The sequence below is a fragment of the Marinobacter sp. C2H3 genome (assembly GCF_037080155.1).
In the GTDB taxonomy this organism is placed as follows: Bacteria; Pseudomonadota; Gammaproteobacteria; order Pseudomonadales; family Oleiphilaceae; genus Marinobacter.
Genome location: NZ_JBBBNZ010000001.1, coordinates 947,370 through 963,166 on the forward strand (window position 1 = coordinate 947,370; position 15,797 = coordinate 963,166).

15 protein-coding genes are annotated in these 15,797 nt (G+C 65.1%); 11 read left to right on the forward strand and 4 right to left on the reverse strand.

The genetic code is table 11. From position 1 onward, the window contains the following. The first annotated feature begins 57 nt into the window (after positions 1–57). The 4 genes from hflK to V3388_RS04165 all read left to right on the forward strand — a co-directional run bounded on the left by hflK (position 58) and on the right by V3388_RS04165 (position 4,810). On the forward strand, positions 58–1,260 hold the full coding sequence (hflK, locus tag V3388_RS04150; protein WP_336366256.1) for an FtsH protease activity modulator HflK: 1,203 nt from the start codon (positions 58–60) through the stop codon (positions 1,258–1,260). A 3-nt stretch (positions 1,261–1,263) separates the two neighbouring features. Next, positions 1,264–2,142 carry a protease modulator HflC gene (hflC, locus tag V3388_RS04155; RefSeq protein WP_336366257.1) on the forward strand — a complete coding sequence of 293 codons (879 nt, stop codon included), beginning with the start codon at positions 1,264–1,266 and terminating at the stop codon, positions 2,140–2,142. A gap of 176 nt (positions 2,143–2,318) precedes the next feature. Then, positions 2,319–3,500, forward strand: coding sequence for an ATP phosphoribosyltransferase regulatory subunit (locus V3388_RS04160; protein ID WP_336366258.1), 1,182 nt, complete (start codon positions 2,319–2,321; stop codon positions 3,498–3,500). 14 nt (positions 3,501–3,514) lie between these two features. Continuing rightward, on the forward strand, positions 3,515–4,810 hold the full coding sequence (locus V3388_RS04165) for an adenylosuccinate synthase (RefSeq protein ID WP_336366259.1): 1,296 nt from the start codon (positions 3,515–3,517) through the stop codon (positions 4,808–4,810). 69 nt (positions 4,811–4,879) lie between these two features. Here V3388_RS04165 and cmoB read toward each other — a convergent pair whose 3' ends face one another. The 3 genes from cmoB to V3388_RS04180 form a co-directional block, all read right to left on the reverse strand. After that, positions 4,880–5,893: a tRNA 5-methoxyuridine(34)/uridine 5-oxyacetic acid(34) synthase CmoB gene (gene cmoB / locus V3388_RS04170; protein WP_336366260.1), complete on the reverse strand. Its 1,014-nt coding sequence runs from the start codon at positions 5,891–5,893 to the stop codon at positions 4,880–4,882. Positions 5,894–5,899: 6 nt separating this feature from the next. Then, positions 5,900–6,625 carry a carboxy-S-adenosyl-L-methionine synthase CmoA gene (gene cmoA / locus V3388_RS04175; RefSeq protein WP_336366462.1) on the reverse strand — a complete coding sequence of 242 codons (726 nt, stop codon included), beginning with the start codon at positions 6,623–6,625 and terminating at the stop codon, positions 5,900–5,902. Positions 6,626–6,745: 120 nt separating this feature from the next. After that, complete coding sequence (locus V3388_RS04180) at positions 6,746–7,801, reverse strand: serine/threonine protein kinase (protein ID WP_336366261.1); 1,056 nt, start codon at positions 7,799–7,801, stop codon at positions 6,746–6,748. Between the two features lie 85 nt (positions 7,802–7,886). Here V3388_RS04180 and V3388_RS04185 point away from each other — a divergent pair, with 85 nt between their 5' ends. Then, positions 7,887–8,993 carry an NAD(P)/FAD-dependent oxidoreductase gene (locus V3388_RS04185; RefSeq protein ID WP_336366262.1) on the forward strand — a complete coding sequence of 369 codons (1,107 nt, stop codon included), beginning with the start codon at positions 7,887–7,889 and terminating at the stop codon, positions 8,991–8,993. Positions 8,994–9,009: 16 nt separating this feature from the next. On the opposite strand, the gene V3388_RS04190 is transcribed toward V3388_RS04185, so the two are convergent. Next, positions 9,010–9,744 (reverse strand): ComF family protein, encoded by a 735-nt coding sequence (locus V3388_RS04190; RefSeq protein WP_336366263.1) that lies wholly within the window; start codon positions 9,742–9,744, stop codon positions 9,010–9,012. Positions 9,745–9,793: 49 nt separating this feature from the next. On the opposite strand from V3388_RS04190, the gene bioB reads away from it, so the two are divergent. The 6 genes from bioB to V3388_RS04220 all read left to right on the forward strand — a co-directional run bounded on the left by bioB (position 9,794) and on the right by V3388_RS04220 (position 15,714). After that, positions 9,794–10,852 carry a biotin synthase BioB gene (gene bioB, locus V3388_RS04195; protein ID WP_336366264.1) on the forward strand — a complete coding sequence of 353 codons (1,059 nt, stop codon included), beginning with the start codon at positions 9,794–9,796 and terminating at the stop codon, positions 10,850–10,852. A gap of 13 nt (positions 10,853–10,865) precedes the next feature. After that, positions 10,866–12,065 carry an 8-amino-7-oxononanoate synthase gene (bioF, locus tag V3388_RS04200; RefSeq protein ID WP_336366265.1) on the forward strand — a complete coding sequence of 400 codons (1,200 nt, stop codon included), beginning with the start codon at positions 10,866–10,868 and terminating at the stop codon, positions 12,063–12,065. Next, positions 12,065–12,757 (forward strand): dethiobiotin synthase, encoded by a 693-nt coding sequence (bioD, locus tag V3388_RS04205; protein ID WP_336366266.1) that lies wholly within the window; start codon positions 12,065–12,067, stop codon positions 12,755–12,757. The genes bioF and bioD overlap by 1 nt, the downstream gene beginning before the upstream one ends. Before the next feature lie 50 nt (positions 12,758–12,807). Beyond that, entirely contained in the window at positions 12,808–13,056 is a 249-nt protein-coding gene (locus V3388_RS04210; protein ID WP_336366267.1) for a flagellar biosynthesis protein FlgE, read from the forward strand. Positions 13,057–13,213: 157 nt separating this feature from the next. Then, positions 13,214–13,597 carry a putative metalloprotease CJM1_0395 family protein gene (locus V3388_RS04215; protein ID WP_336366268.1) on the forward strand — a complete coding sequence of 128 codons (384 nt, stop codon included), beginning with the start codon at positions 13,214–13,216 and terminating at the stop codon, positions 13,595–13,597. A gap of 317 nt (positions 13,598–13,914) precedes the next feature. Then, positions 13,915–15,714 (forward strand): acyl-CoA dehydrogenase C-terminal domain-containing protein, encoded by a 1,800-nt coding sequence (locus tag V3388_RS04220; RefSeq protein ID WP_336366269.1) that lies wholly within the window; start codon positions 13,915–13,917, stop codon positions 15,712–15,714. The last annotated feature ends 83 nt before the right edge of the window (positions 15,715–15,797 follow it).

The window sequence follows — 15,797 nt, forward strand, 5'->3', positions numbered from 1 at the left end:
CCGGGATAAATCCCTAGTATTTGCAGCCATTCGACTTATAAAGAAACGGAGAGCGCTATGGCCTGGAACGAACCGGGTGGGAACCGCAACGACAACGATCCCTGGGGTAACGGGGGTGGTCGTCGGGGCAATGATCAGGGGCCACCAGACCTCGATGAGGCCCTGAAAAAAGGCCTCGATAAGCTCAACAAGATGCTGGGGGGCAAGGGCTCCCGCTCCGGCGGTGGCGGCGATGGCCAGTCCTCCGGCGGCAGTGCCGGCGGTTATGGCGCGATCCTGGCGCTGGCGGCCATCCTGGTGGTGGGCTACGTGATCTACCAGTCGTTCTACACTGTGGACGAACAGGAACGGGCCGTGGTGCTCCGCTTTGGCGAATACTCCCGCACCGAAGACCCCGGCCTGCGCTTCAAAGTGCCGCTGATTGACGACGTCTACAAGGTCCGCTTCACCAGCGTGCGCACCGCCGAATCCCAGGGCCAGATGCTGACCCAGGACGAAAACCTGGTGTCCGTGGACCTGCAGGTGCAGTACCGGGTCAGCAATGCCCGGGACTATGTGCTGAACGTGCGGGATTCCAACGAAGCCCTGGCGTTCGCCACCGACAGCGCCCTGCGTCACGAAGTGGGTAACGCCACCATGGACCAGGTGCTGACCGAGGGCCGCGCCGAGCTGGCCCGCAACGTGGAACGCCGCCTCCAGGCGTTCCTGGAAGACTACGGCGCGGGCCTGCAGATCATTCGCGTGAACGTGGAAAGCACCCAGCCCCCCGAACCGGTGCAGGATGCCTTCCGGGAAGTGCAACGGGCCCGGGAGGACGAGCAGCGGCTGATTGAAGAGGCCGAGACCTACACGAACAAGGTGGTGCCGGAAGCCCGCGGCCAGGCCAAACGAATGATCGAAGAAGCGCGGGCGTACAAGTCCCGCGTGGTGGAGACCGCCCAGGGTGAAACGGCCCGGTATCTGGACCTGCTGTCTGCCTATAACACGGCGCCGGCCGTCACCCGGGAGCGCATGTACCTGCAGGCCATCGAGAACGTGATGTCCAATACCTCCAAGGTGTATGTGGATACCAAGTCTTCCAACAACATGATGTACCTGCCGCTGGACAAGCTGGCCTCCGGCCGCAGCGCGGCGTCTGCCAGCACCGATGGCATCTCGGGCTCCGGAACCGGCAACAGCGTGGACGTCCAGAACCTGACCGACCAGGTGCTGCGTGAACTGCGCGCCCGCCAATCCACCAATTCCAGGACGGGGAGATAAGCAATGGGTCCGAAAAGCATTATCGGCCTGGCAGGGGCCTTGATCGTTGTTCTCGTGGTGACCTCCAGCGTCTACATCATCCCCGAGACCCATCGCGGCGTGCTGCTGCGCTTCGGCCAGCTGATTGAGACCAACATCGGCCCCGGTATCCACTTCAAGGTGCCGGTGGTGGACAAGGTCCGCCAGTTTGACGTGCGGGTGCTGACTCTGGATCTGCCGTCCCGGCAGTACCTCACAGTCGAGAAAAAGCCGCTGGACGTGGACTCGTACGTCGCCTGGCAAATTGAGGACGTCGACACCTTCTACCGGGCCACCGGTGGCAACGAATTCAGCGCCCAATCTCTGCTGTCGTCCCGCATCGACAACGGCCTGCGCAACGAGTTTGGTGTCCGCAACATGCACGAGGTGGTCACTGGCCAGCGGGACGAGTTGATGCACCAGCTGCGGGATGAGGTAAACCAGACGTCCGTGAAGGAGTTTGGCATCCGCGTTCTGGACATCCGCGTGAAGGCCATTGAGCTTCCCCAGCAGGTGAGCGAGAACGTCTATCGACGGATGGCCACCGAGCGCCAGAAGCTGGCCCAGGAATTCCGGTCCCGCGGTCAGGAAAAGGCCGAAGGCATTCGAGCCGACGCCGACCGCCAGAAGACTGTGATCCTGGCCGAGGCCTTCTCCCAGTCCGAGAAGACCCGGGGTGAGGGTGACGGCCAGGCGGCGCGGATCTACGCCGAGTCCTACAGCAAGGACCCCGATTTCTACAGCTTCTACCGGAGCCTGACCGCGTACCAGAAGGCGTTCTCCAGCAAGGACGACATCATGGTGATCGATTCGGACAGCGACTTCCTCAGGTTCCTGAAAGATCCGAAGGGCGCCACCAACTGACGGCGGCCCCGCGTCAAAAACCGGAATACGCCCGTATTCCGGTTTTTTTGTGCCTGACAACCGTGTAGAATTTGGCCGGTTTTGTTCTGGCAATACCCGATATCAATCGAATCTCAACTCCTGCGCACCTGCCGCGGCTTCCGCCTGGGGCGGGCCGCGACAGCCAATGGAATCTCATGACAGTATCTGATCGCTGGTTACTGCCGGACGGGGTGGAGGATATCCTGCCGCCGCTGGCCGGACGGATCGAATCGCTTCGGCGGGATGTGATGGACACCTGCCAACGGTGGGGCTACAAGCTGGTGATCCCGCCACTCATCGAATACCTCGAATCCTTGTTTACCGGCACCGGCCACGATCTGGAACTGCAGACCTTCAAGCTCACCGACCAGCTCACCGGGCGGATGATGGGTGTGCGGGCGGACATGACGCCGCAGGCGGCCCGCATTGATGCCCATACGCTTGCCGAAGAAGGCATCACCCGGCTGTGCTACGCGGGCCATGTGCTCCATACCCGCCCGCGCCACATGCTGGCCAGTCGGACGCCGATCCAGGCCGGCTGCGAGTTGTTTGGCAGCCGTTCCGAATCGGCAGACCTGGAAGTGATCAGCCTGATGCTGGAAACCCTCCGGCTCGCCGGGCTTCCGCGCATTCACCTGGACCTCGCCCACGTGGCCATCTACCAGAGCCTGATGGACGCGGCGGATTTTGACCGGGACACCGAGGCGGCGATTTTTGACGCCATGGCCCGCAAATCCGTGCCCGAACTGGACCAGTTGCTGGGCCACTGTCAGGCCGGGTCAGCGGGAGCGCGCCTGCGCCAACTGGCGCGGGTCAGTGGCGGCGCCGCCGCTCTGGCCGACGCCCGCGCCATTCTTGAGGGCGCGTCAGAGGCTCTGGACGCGGCGCTGGCGCAGCTTGAGCGGGTCTTCGAATTCATTGCGGCGCGCTACCCGGAAGTCAGCGTCGGCTTCGATTTCTGCGAACTCCGGGGCTACAACTACCACACCGGTCTGGTGTTCGCCGCCTACGTGCCCGGGCACGGCGACGCGGTGGGCAAGGGCGGCCGCTACGATGCCATCGGCGGCGATTTTGGCCGCGCCCGGCCGGCCACCGGTTTTAGCCTGGACATCCGCGCACTGGTCGCCCTGGGCACCCGCCCGTCGCCGGCCAGCCCCGCGGTCTGGGCGCCGAGCAGCGATGATCCGTCCCTGGCGGGCGTGATCGCGGGGCTGCGTCTCACCGAGACGGTGGTGCAGGCGCTCCCGGAGGACGAAGGCTGCAACCCCGCCGACCGGGGCTGCGACCGTCAATTGGTAATGAAAGATGGCCAGTGGGTCGTCGAGACCCTGGACTGAACTGAGAGAGCATCATGGGCAAGAACGTAGTTGTGCTGGGCACCCAGTGGGGTGATGAAGGCAAGGGCAAGATCGTGGATCTGCTGACCGAAAATGTGTCCGCGGTGGTGCGGTTCCAGGGCGGTCACAACGCCGGTCACACCCTGGTGATCGAGGGCCGCAAGACCGCGCTTCACCTGATTCCCTCCGGCATCCTGCGACAGGACGTGCAGTGCCTGATCGGCAACGGCGTGGTGCTGTCCCCGGAGGCGTTGCTCAAGGAGGTCCGCGAGCTGGAAGCGAACGGGGTAGCCGTGCGCGAACGCCTGAAGATCAGCCTGGCCTGTCCGATTATCCTGCGCACCCACGTGCGCATTGATCAGGCCCGTGAGCGCGCCCGGGGCAACGACAAGATCGGTACCACCGGCCGTGGCATCGGCCCGGCCTACGAAGACAAGGTGGCACGCCGTGGCGTGCGCCTGGGTGATCTGTGCAACGCCGGCGCCTTCGAGGCCCAGGTCCGCGAAATCATGGGCTATCACAATTTCGTGCTGTCCGAGTACTACAAGGAAGAGCCGGAGGACATTGACGCTGCCCTCGCCGAACTGAACAAGATGGGTGAAGAAATCCTGCCCATGGCGGCGGACGTCACCGACATTCTTCACGACCTGCGTAAGCGGGGCGAACACATCATGTTCGAGGGCGCCCAGGGCTCCCTGCTGGACATCGATCTGGGCACCTACCCGTACGTGACCTCCTCCAACACCACCGCCGGCGGCACCGCCACCGGTTCCGGTTTTGGCCCGCTGTTCCTCGATTACGTGCTGGGCATCACCAAGGCCTACACCACCCGGGTGGGTTCCGGTCCGTTCCCGACCGAGCTGTTTGACGACATGGGCAAGCACCTGGCGGTCAAGGGCAACGAAGTGGGCACCACCACCGGCCGCGCCCGTCGCTGTGGCTGGTTCGACGCCGTGGCTCTGCGCCATGCCATCCAGATCAACAGCGTATCCGGCATCTGCCTGACCAAGCTGGACGTGCTGGACGGACTGGAGACGGTGAAAGTCTGCGTTGGCTACAAAACCCCGAACGGCATGATTGGCCGCCCGCCCATCGGCTGTGAGCACTTTGCCGAGATCGAGCCGGTGTACGAGGAGCTGCCGGGCTGGAGCGAAAGCACCGTCGGCCTGACCTCCCTGGACCAGTTGCCGGAGAACGCCAAGGCGTACATCCGTTTCCTGGAGGAACAGATCGAAGCCCCCATCGACATCATTTCCACCGGCCCGGACCGGGTGGAAACCATCATCCTGCGGCATCCGTTCGGCGCCTGAGACGAAAAAGCACTAGCCTTGGCGTCCCCATCGGCGCCGGGGCTGGTAGCCTTCTGTCTGTTCCCGTTGTTAGGGCTTGGTCGCAATCACCGTCGCCCGAACCGGCCCCGGATAGCCTTCAATGGTGCGAGTCGGGTCTGCTGGATCCAGAAAGTCTTTCAGCGAGTTGAATCGCATCCAATCGGTGCTGCGCTGTTCGTCCGTGGTGGTGGCGGTCACGTCGACCACCCGGGCGTCCCGAAAGCCGGTGCGCTGGAGCCAGCGCAGCAAGGTATCGCAGCTGGGCAGGAACCAGACGTTGCGCATCTGCCCGTAGCGGTCCTCGGGCATCAGGCTGTAGCCTTCCGGCCCCTCCACCACCAGGGTTTCCAACACCAGCTCGCCGCCCCGCCTCAGGGTGCCTTTCAGCTCCAGCAAATGGTCCAGCGGTGAGCGGCGATGGTACAACACGCCCATCGAAAACGTGGTATCGAAGGCTTCCAGGTCGGCGGGCAGGTCTTCCATTCGCACGGGTAGCAGGTCTACGGGCACCGTTCCTAGCGCCGGCTCCAGGTAACGTTTCACCGCCAGGAACTGGCACAGGAACAGCAGCCCCGGGTCAATGCCGATTACCCGCCGGGCGCCGGCGCCGAACATGCGCCAGCAGTGGTAGCCTGAGCCGCAGCCCACGTCCAGCACCTGCCGTCCCGTCAGATCCGACAGGTGTGGTGCCACCCGGTCCCACTTCCAGTCCGAGCGCCATTCAGTGTCGATGTCCACATCAAAGAACCGGAAGGGCCCCTTGCGCCAAGGCATCAGCCCCCGGAGCGCCGCTTCGAGCTGCTCGTGGGTGTCCGGCGCGAGGGCGTCTGCGGCCATCAGCGTGACGGCGGCGCGGTTCAGCCCGGGCGCGGACTGTGGGATGTCCGGGAGGCTGCGCAGGGCCGCGTACCAGCGGGACAGGTCGCCGTGGGGGCGGTGTTCGAATCGGTCGGTCAGTTGCGCCTGGAGGCGGTCGGCCCAGTCGGCCAGGCCCGTCTCGCGCAGCTGGGACAGGATCGAGCCAAAAACCTCGGGCCATTGGAATTCGGGATGGTCAAACATAGGGCGTTACGGGTTTTTCAGGGCGAGGATGGACACGAAATTGAAGCACTGGTACCAGAGCACTACCTGGTCAAACCCCGCCTCCAGCAGCCGTGCGCGGTGGGTGGCCAGGGTTTCCGGAATCAGCACGTTTTCGATGGCGGAGCGCTTCTGGCTGATTTCCAGGTCAGAGTAGCCGTTCGCCCGTTTGAACTCGTGGTGCAGGGTGGTCTGGATGGCCTGTTCGGCGTCCGACTCGAAACGCAGCTTTTCCGAGAGAATCAGCACGCCGCCGGGGCGGGTGGCGCGGGCAATGCGGGCCAGCAGCCCCGAGCGCTCGGCCGGTGGCACAAACTGCAGGGTGAAGTTCAGGGTGGTCACCGAGGCGTCGCTCAGTTCGGTGGTCAGGATGTCCTCGCAGCGCAGGGTGACCGGTAGGGGCGAATCGTCCAGGGCGATGTAGTGCTGGCAGCGCTCGATCATCGCCGGGGAGTTGTCCACGCCCACCAGGGTGCAATCCGCCGAACCGATGCCGTGGCGCATCGCCAGGGTGGAGGCGCCGAGGGAGCAGCCCAGATCGTAGCAGCGGGAGCCGGGCTGGGCGTACTGGCCGGTGATCACCTCGATCATGGGAATGATGGTGGTGTAGCCGGGCACGGAGCGCCGGATCATGTCCGGGAAAACCCGGGCAACGGCGGCATCGAAGCGGAAGTCCTCGGGGTTACGCTCGGTGGCGAACAGTCGATCGGTCATGGGGACCGGCGGGGTGCTGTTGTCGGGCTGTTTTGATGTCGGGGCTTTCTCGGTCATGAGTGGCTCAGTCTGTACGGATCCGATGTTGGGTCTGGTGGCTCTCGGGGCCGGGCGCGCGGCTCAGTACTGGCCCGGCACGCTGATGGCCGGTGCCTGCAGCGCCGCCATCTGTTCCCGGAGCGACAGGATCTGGTCCGACCAGAATCGGGGCTGGCCAAACCAGGGGAAGAAACGAGGGAAAGCCGGGTCTTCCCAGCGCCGGGCCAGCCAGGCGCAGTGGGCGATTTGCCGGTAGCAGCGCAACGGTTCAATCAGGTGGCGCTCCCGGCGGTTGAATTCCCGAAACAGTTCATAACCTTCCAGCAGTTCGCCAAGCTGGGCGCCGCGTTCGTGGTCGTCGCCGTTGAGCAGCAGCCACATGTCCTGAATGGCCGGACCGTTCTGGCAGTCGTCGAGATCGACAAACAGCATCTGCTCGTCCCGGCACAGGATGTTGCCTGCATGGCAGTCGCCGTGCAGGCGCAGGGTGTCGACGGGCCCGGCGTCCGACAGCCGGGCGGCGCACAGGTCCCGGAGCTGGGGCATCAGGCTGTCCCAGGCTGGGCGTAGGTCGTCGGGAATCCAGCCGCCATCAACGAGCAGGTGATTGTGGGCGTCCAACCCCTCCAGTAGAGACAGCGTTGGCCGCTGGGCGAATGCGCGGCGGTCGCCGATGTTGTGGATCTGGCCCAGCCATTGCCCAAGCCGGTACAGGGTGTCCGGCAGGCTGGTGTCCGGCGCCTGGCCACCGCGCTGGGGAAACACCGCAAACCAGAATTCGCCGTCGTGGCCCAGGGTGTCGCCGCCGGCGAGGGGCTGGGGCGCAACCACCGGGATGTCCGCGGCCTGAAGTTCCAGCGTGAAGGCGTGTTCTTCCCGGATCGCCGCTTCCGACCAGCGCCCGGGACGGTAGAACTTGGCGATGACCGATGGTCCGTCGTCGATGCCGATCTGGTACACGCGGTTCTCGTAACTGTTGAGAGCAAACAGCCGGCCACTGACGGCCAGCCCGGCTTGCTCAAGGGCGTCCAGGATGCGATCCGGCGTGAGGCTGGTGTAGGGGTGCGTGCTGGCGCCCGCGTCGGATGGCCCAGTGGCGGGCGGGGCGGTGTCAGGGTATCCGGCGTGCTCGACCATGGCGGGTTCAAACCTGGGAGAATTTCGGGAATTATACGTGTTTGAGGCCGGCGGCGTAACGGCTCCGGATCGAACGGGAGATGGAATGACTGAGGTATTGAGCGCGCAGACGGTGGTGATTGGTGCGGGCGTGGTTGGGCTGGCGACCGCCCGGGCGCTGGCGATGGCCGGCCGTGATGTACTTGTGCTGGAGGCGGGTGACCGTTTTGGCGAGGGCATTTCGTCCCGGAACAGCGAGGTGATTCACGGCGGACTGTATTATCCGGAAGGGTCCCTGAAGGCCCGTCTGTGCGTGGACGGCCGCCGCGCCCTGTACCAATTCTGCGATGAGAAACACGTTGGCCACCGCCGCTGCGGCAAGTGGGTGGTGGCGACCGACGCGGGCCAGTTGCCGTCACTGGAGCGCGTGCAGCGGTCCGCCGCGGGCAACGGTGTGCCCCTCGACTGGGTGGAGGGGGCGGTCCTGGCCCGGGCGCTACCAGACGTTCAGGCCCGGGCGGCGCTCTGGTCGCCTGAAACCGGCATCGTGGACTCCCATGGCCTGATGCTGGCCCTTCTGGGGGATCTTGAGCGCTACGGCGGGCAACTGGTGTTGAGGGCGCCGGTGAGGGGGGCCGAGTCGGACGGCGGTGGGCATTTACTTGAGGTGGGCGGTGATATGCCATGTCGGCTCAGGGCCCGGGAGGTCATCAACGCAGCGGGGCTTGGGGCGCCGGCCCTTGCCAGCGTCTGGCAGGGGTTGCCGCCATCGAGCCGCCCGCGGCAATGGCTGGCCCGTGGCGTGTATTTCACCTATCAGGGGCGGCATCCGTTTACGACGCTGGTGTACCCGCTGCCGGAGGAAGGTGGATTGGGGGTTCATCTGACCCTGGATCTGGCGGGGCAGGCGCGGTTTGGGCCGGATGTTGCCTGGATTGAGACGGAAGATTACACCGTTGATCCAGCACGGGCCGACGCCTTTGCGACGAGCGTTCAACGCTGGTGGCCCGGTCTGGACCCGGCCCGGCTGCTGCCAGCCTATGCCGGTATCCGGCCAAAACTGGCGGGCCCGGGCAGTGGCTTCATGGACTTCCGGATCGACGGTCCGTCAGAGCACGGCCTGCCGGGCCTGGTGCATCTGTTCGGCATTGAATCGCCGGGCCTGACCGCGTCCCTGGCACTGGCCCGGACGGTGGTGGATACCCTGGGCTGATCCCCGGTGTGGGCGGTCAAGACGGCGTTCTGGCCAGCGCCCAGAGTTCCACCGAGTCCGCTCCTGAGGCTAGCAGTGTCGCGGCCATCGCCCGGGCTGTTGCCCCGGTGGTGACAACGTCGTCCAGCAGGGCAACGTGACCAGTCACCGGGCCGGTGGCGGCGTAGACCCCCTCCAGATTGCGCAACCGCCCGGCCCGGTCCAGGCCGCGCTGGCTCTCGGCCGCCCGCACGCGTGTCAGAGCGCCGGCATTCACCGGCAGGTTCAGGCGCTGGCCGATCTGTTCGGCGATGTCCTGGGCCTGGTTGAAGCCCCGCCGGCGCCGCCGGGCCGCAAACATGGGCGCCGGGATGATCTGCTCCGGGGGTTCCGCCCCGGGCAGGTCCAGCATCGCTTCCAGAAAATCCGCCAGACCGGCGATCAGGGGGCGGCCGAACGCCAGTTGATTGCGGTATTTGTAGCGGCCGAGCAGGCCATCCATCGGATACTGGTATCGCCACGGGATGTGGGCCCGGTGAAACGGGGGCGGTTGGCGCAGGCACTCTCCACACCGCTGCCCATCGCGGGCCCGGGGCAAGGGCAGGGCGCATTGGTGGCAGCAGGTTTCGTTGATCGGCAGGTCGCTCCAGCAGCCGTCGCAGAGGCCCTCACGGGCGCCGTGGGCGAGGCAGGCAACGCACTGGTCGGCGCGGGTCCCTCGGTTAACCTTTGGTCCAATCCAGGTTGACAGCATGGCCAGTCCCTTTATCATCGGTTCATCCGTAAACCAAAAAGCCTGCAAAGGTTAACAGGACCCGGCCATGACCGCGAACGACACCCGTCACGATTGGACACTCCAGGAAGCCCGCGCGCTGTTCGAGCTGCCCTTCAACGACCTGCTGTTCCGCGCCCAGACGGTGCACCGCCAGCATTTCGACGCCAATGAAGTGCAGGTGAGCACCCTGCTGTCCATCAAAACCGGCGCCTGTCCGGAGGACTGCAAGTACTGCCCCCAGAGTGGGCACTACAACACCGGCCTCGAGAAAGAGAAGCTGCTGGAGATTGAGAAGGTGGTGGCGGAGGCACGGGCCGCCCGCGACAAGGGCGCGTCCCGGTTCTGCATGGGGGCCGCCTGGCGCAGCCCTACCCGCAAGGACATGCCCTACGTGCTGGACATGGTCCGCCAGGTGAAGTCCCTGGGGCTGGAAACCTGCATGACCCTGGGCATGCTGGACGCGGGACAGGCCCAGGAGCTGGCGGATGCCGGGTTGGACTACTACAACCACAACCTGGACACCTCCGAGAAGTTCTACAACCACATCATCACTACCCGGACCTATCAGGACCGCCTCGACACGCTGGACCACGTTCGTCAGGCCGGCATGAAGGTTTGCTGCGGAGGCATTCTCGGCATGGGCGAGGATGAGGACGACCGGGTTGGCCTGCTGGTCCAACTGGCGAACCTGCCCCAGCATCCGGAGAGCGTGCCGGTGAATATGCTGGTGAAGGTCAAGGGCACGCCGCTGGAATCCGTGGACGATATGGACCCGTTCGATTTTGTCCGAATCATCGCGGTGGCGCGGATCATGATGCCCCGGTCACACGTGCGCCTGTCGGCCGGGCGCGAGCAGATGAACGATCAGATGCAGGCCCTGTGCTTCTTCGCCGGCGCCAATTCGATTTTCTACGGCGAAAAGCTGCTGACCACCACCAACCCGGAGGCGGACGCGGACCGCCAGCTGTTCCGCCGGCTGGGGATTCGCCCTGAGCAGCGCCAACAGTGCGCGACTGAGGCTCAGGAAGAGGCGGAGATTGCCGAAGCGGTGCAGCACGAAGCCACCCGGGACCTGTTCTACGACGCCACCCGCGCGTCCGCCTGAGTGGTTGACGCCCGTGCGTGATTTTGCCACTGAGCTTGAGGCCCGGAAGGCCGAGGGCCTGTACCGTGTCCGCCGGCAGGTCTCCGGGCCCCAGCAGCCCCGTTTAACGGCGGACGGCGAGCGGCGGCTGTCGTTCTGCAGCAACGACTACCTCGGCCTGGCGAATCACCCAGCCACCCGGGACGCGCTGGTGTCGGCGCTGTCGGAGACCGGGCTGGGCGGTGCGGCGTCGCACCTGATCTGCGGCCATCACGACGCGCACCATCACTTGGAGGAACGGCTCGCCGCGTTCACCCGGCGCGAGTCGGCCCTGCTGTTTTCAACCGGCTACATGGCCAATCTCGGGGTGATCTCGGCCCTGGCCGGCCGGGGCGACACTGTTTTTTCCGACCGGCTCAATCACGCGTCCATTATCGATGGCTGCCTGCTGAGCCGGGCCACCGTTCAGACCTATCCCCATGGCGATGTCGCCACGCTGGCGGCGAAGCTGTCCGCAACGCCGGGCCACAAGCTTGTGGTGACCGACGGGGTGTTCAGCATGGACGGGGATGTGGCACCGCTGAAAGAACTGGCTCGGGTGTGCCGGCGGTACGATGCGCTGCTGATGGTGGACGACGCCCACGGGCTGGGCGTGCTGGGGCCCCAGGGGCGCGGCAGCGTGCTGGCCGAGGGGCTGTCCACGGACGACGTGCCGCTTCTGGTCGGTACCCTGGGCAAGGCGGTGGGCACCAGCGGCGCGTTTGTGGCCGGCTCCGCCCTGATGATGGATTACCTGGTGCAGAAGGCCCGGACCTATATCTACACCACCGCCATGCCGCCGGCGCTGGCACGGGCCACGGCCGCCAGCCTGGACGTGATCGAGCAGGGGGATGAGCGGCGCATCCATCTGCGGGCTTTGACGACGCGGTTTCGGGAGGGCGCCCAGGCCCTCGGGTACACTCTGATGCCCTCGAACACCCCAATTCAGCCAATCCTGGTGGGCGGCAATGAGGCGGCGCTCGCCCTGAGCCAGGCGCTAGAGGCGAAGGGGCTGCTGGTTACCGCCATTCGACCGCCCACTGTCCCCGTGGGCGAGGCCCGCCTCCGGGTGACCCTGAGTGCCGCACACACTGAGGCGGACGTAGACACGTTGCTGGCCGCCCTGGCCTCTGTGGCGCCGCCATCACCGTCAACCCTCTCAACCCTTTCGATGCCCATCCGGAGTGTGAGCTGATGGCCAGAAAAACCTACTTTGTGACCGGCACCGACACCGGGGTGGGCAAGACGCTGGTGTCGGCGGCGATCCTTGAGTGCGCCCGTGACATGGGCAAACGCACCCTCGCGATGAAGCCGGTGGCGTCCGGATGCGACGATACTCCGGAGGGCCTGCGCAATGAAGACGCACTTGCCCTGCAGGCGGCAATGACCGAATCCCTGTCTTATGAGCAGGTCAACCCGATTGCCCTGGCGCCCGCCATCGCGCCGCATGTGGCCGCACAGCAGGCGGGCCGGGCATTGAGCGCCGAAAGGCTGGTGGGGTTTGCTCGAGGCCTGCAAATTCGTCCGGCGGACCTGATGCTGATTGAGGGGGCCGGCGGCTGGCGGGTGCCGCTGAACGACCGGGAGACCTACGCGGCGGTGCCGGCGGCGCTGTCGCTGCCGGTGATCGTGGTGGTGCCCCTGCGGCTGGGATGCATTAACCATGCGCTGCTGACCGTCGAGGCCATCCGTGCGGATGGCCTGACGGTGGCGGGCTGGGTGGCCAATCGTCCGGACAGTGCTGTTATGGCGTGCGAGCAGGACACGCTGAACTACCTGATCACGCATCTGCGGGCGCCGTGCCTGGGGGTGTTGCCCTGGGCGGAGGAGGCCGCGCCCGAGGAACTGGCCCGGTATCTGAATATCGAACCTCTGTTTGAAAATTGACCAGAACTATGGCTTACTAGCGTCAATATCCCATCGATAGAGACAGGCCGATGATTTCCAATACACTAGGTATCGGTGTTCAGGGTGTGCAGAACGGCATGGCGGGCATGGAAGGTGCGGCGCGCCAGATTGCCCGCGCCGGCATTGACGGTCCACGGGGCAGCGCAGAGCAACCGTCGGGCGGACTGATTGAGCCCATTGTGGATCTGAAGCTGTACCAGCGCAGCGTTGAAGCCTCCGCCCAAGTGGTCCGCACCGCGGACGAAACCCTGGGCAGCCTGCTGGACATCATGGCCTGAGCCCCGGCTCGTGAACGCACCCCAATCTCTGTCGTCGCTGCCACCCCAGGCTCCGACCCTTTCCCGTTCCACTGCGCCCGCACGGCCAGGATCGTCTTCGCCAGATCCGTCGCCGGGCGCAAGCCCATCCAGCCGGCTGGCGGAATCCGACCTCAAGATGCTGTCCCAGCTCAAGGCCCGGGACCGGGAGGTTCGGGCTCATGAGGCGGCGCATCAGTCCGTCGGTGGCTTGTACGCGGGTTCTGCCTCGTTTACCTACCAGAAGGGTCCGGACGGCAATCAGTACGCCATTGGTGGTGAAGTGCCGGTGGACGTCTCTCCCGTTCCCGGGGACCCCCAGGCCACCATCGACAAAATGATGACCATCCGCGCCGCGGCGCTGGCGCCGGCTCAGCCCTCGGGCCAGGATCGAGCCGTCGCGGCAAAAGCCGTCCAGGCCCTGTTCAAGGCCAGGGCCGAACAGGCCAGTGGCGAGTACGGCTCCGTCTCTCGGCTGTCGCTGGATCGCGCGGACGGCCCAACCCTGACCGTGCGGGCCTGACGCCTCGCACCGGCGACAGGCGTTTTTCCGCGCGCATTCTTTCTCGATTCCCCCCCCCACGAGTTCGTTCATCCCCGATTTGGGTCCGTCACCGCCGGTAAGCGCCTGAGGGATGCCCGCTGTCGTAAGGCAATCGGGCGGCGGTGTTCAATGCACAAAATTTTCATCCGCCTATTGACAATTCCGGTGGCGTAAACGTATGTTTCAAACAAGTGTTTAATTCATGCCGGAGCGCCGTTGGTGAGCCGGTTGCTGTGTAAACCCCGTTCCGTGCCGACACTGCCGTCCGGCCGGAGCTGTGAACCGAGGTAGACTCCATGCCGGAATACAAAGCCCCCCTGCGTGACATCAAGTTTGTCATGAACGAACTGCTCAACAGCGAGCAGCACTACGCCAACCTGGCGGGTGCCGAAGACGCCACCCCGGACATGGTGGACGCGATCATCCAGGAAGGTGCGAAATTCTGTGAGCAGGTGCTGTCACCGCTCAATCAGGTGGGTGACCGGGAAGGGTGTACCTGGAGTGAAAACGGCGTGACCACGCCGACCGGTTTCAAAGAGGCTTACCAGCAGTACGTAGAGGGCGGCTGGCCGTCCATGACCGCCGATCCCAACTACGGCGGCCAGGGCCTGCCGCACTCCATCGGTCTGGTCGTCAGCGAGATGGTGGGCACCGCCAACTGGTCCTGGGGCATGTACCCGGGCCTGAGCCACGGCGCCACCAACACCATTGAGGAACACGGCACCGAAGAGCAGAAGCAGGTCTACCTGACCAAACTGATCAGCGGTGAGTGGACCGGCACCATGTGCCTGACCGAGCCGCACTGTGGCTCCGATCTGGGCACCCTTCGCACGAAAGCCGAGCCGAACGCCGACGGCACCTACAGCATCACGGGCACCAAGATCTTCATCTCTGCCGGTGAGCACGACATGGCCGAGAACATCGTGCACATCGTGCTGGCGCGCCTGCCGGGCGCCCCGGAAGGCACCAAAGGTATTTCCCTGTTCATCGTGCCCAAGCAACTGCCCAACGAGGACGGCTCCGCCGGTGAGCGCAATGCCGTCTCCTGTGGCTCCATCGAGCACAAGATGGGCATTCACGGCAACGCCACCTGCGTGATGAACTTTGATGGCGCCAAGGGCTGGCTGATCGGGCCGGAGAACAAGGGCCTTAACTGCATGTTCACCTTCATGAACACCGCCCGGATCGGCACTGCCATCCAGGGTCTGGGTGCCGCGGAACTGGGCTTCCAGGGTTCCCTGGCCTACGCCAAAGAGCGCCTGGCCATGCGCTCCCTGAGTGGTCCCAAGAACCCAGACGCCGCCGCTGACCCGATCATCGTGCACCCGGACGTGCGCCGCATGCTGCTGACCCAGAAGGCCGTCGCGGAAGCATCCCGTGCGCTGATTTACCTGGCCGGCCAGCAGGTGGACATCGTCCACAGCGGCAAGACCGACGAAGACCGCCAGAACGCCGACGCGCTGCTGGGCTTCCTGACGCCGATTGCCAAGGCCTTCCTGACCGAGATTGGCTACGAATCCGCCAACCTGGGCATGCAGGTCTTCGGTGGCCACGGCTTTATCGCGGAGTGGGGCATGGAGCAGAACGTCCGTGACGCCCGTATCGGCATGATCTACGAAGGCACCACCGGCATCCAGGCGCTGGACCTGCTGGGCCGCAAGATCCTGATGACCCAGGGCGAGGCCCTGCGGGTGTTCACCAAGCAGGTGCACGTGTTCTGCAAGGAAAACGCTGAGAACGAACAGCTCAAGCCGTTCCTCGAGCCGCTGGCCGCCATCAACAAGGAGTGGGGCGAGCTGACCACCAAGATCGGCATGGCCGCCATGAAGAACCGTGAGGAAGTGGGTGCCGCCTCCGTGGACTACCTGATGTACTCCGGTTACGCCGTGTTCGCGTACCTGTGGGCGCGCATGGCCAAGGTTGCCCTGGACAAGCTGGTGGAAGGCACCACCGAAGAGAAGTTCTACACCGCCAAGGTGCAGACCGCGCGCTTCTACTTCAGCCGCATGCTGCCGCGGGCCAAAGGCCACGCCGAGGCCATGCTGGCTGGCGCTGACACCCTGCTGGACATGCCGGAAGACGCGTTCGCTCTCTGATCACCGGGGCGCGTATCGGACGGTAAGTGATCCAAAGCCCGCGCTCGTTCCGAGCCGGGCTTTTTTCATGAGTGGGTGGCCCC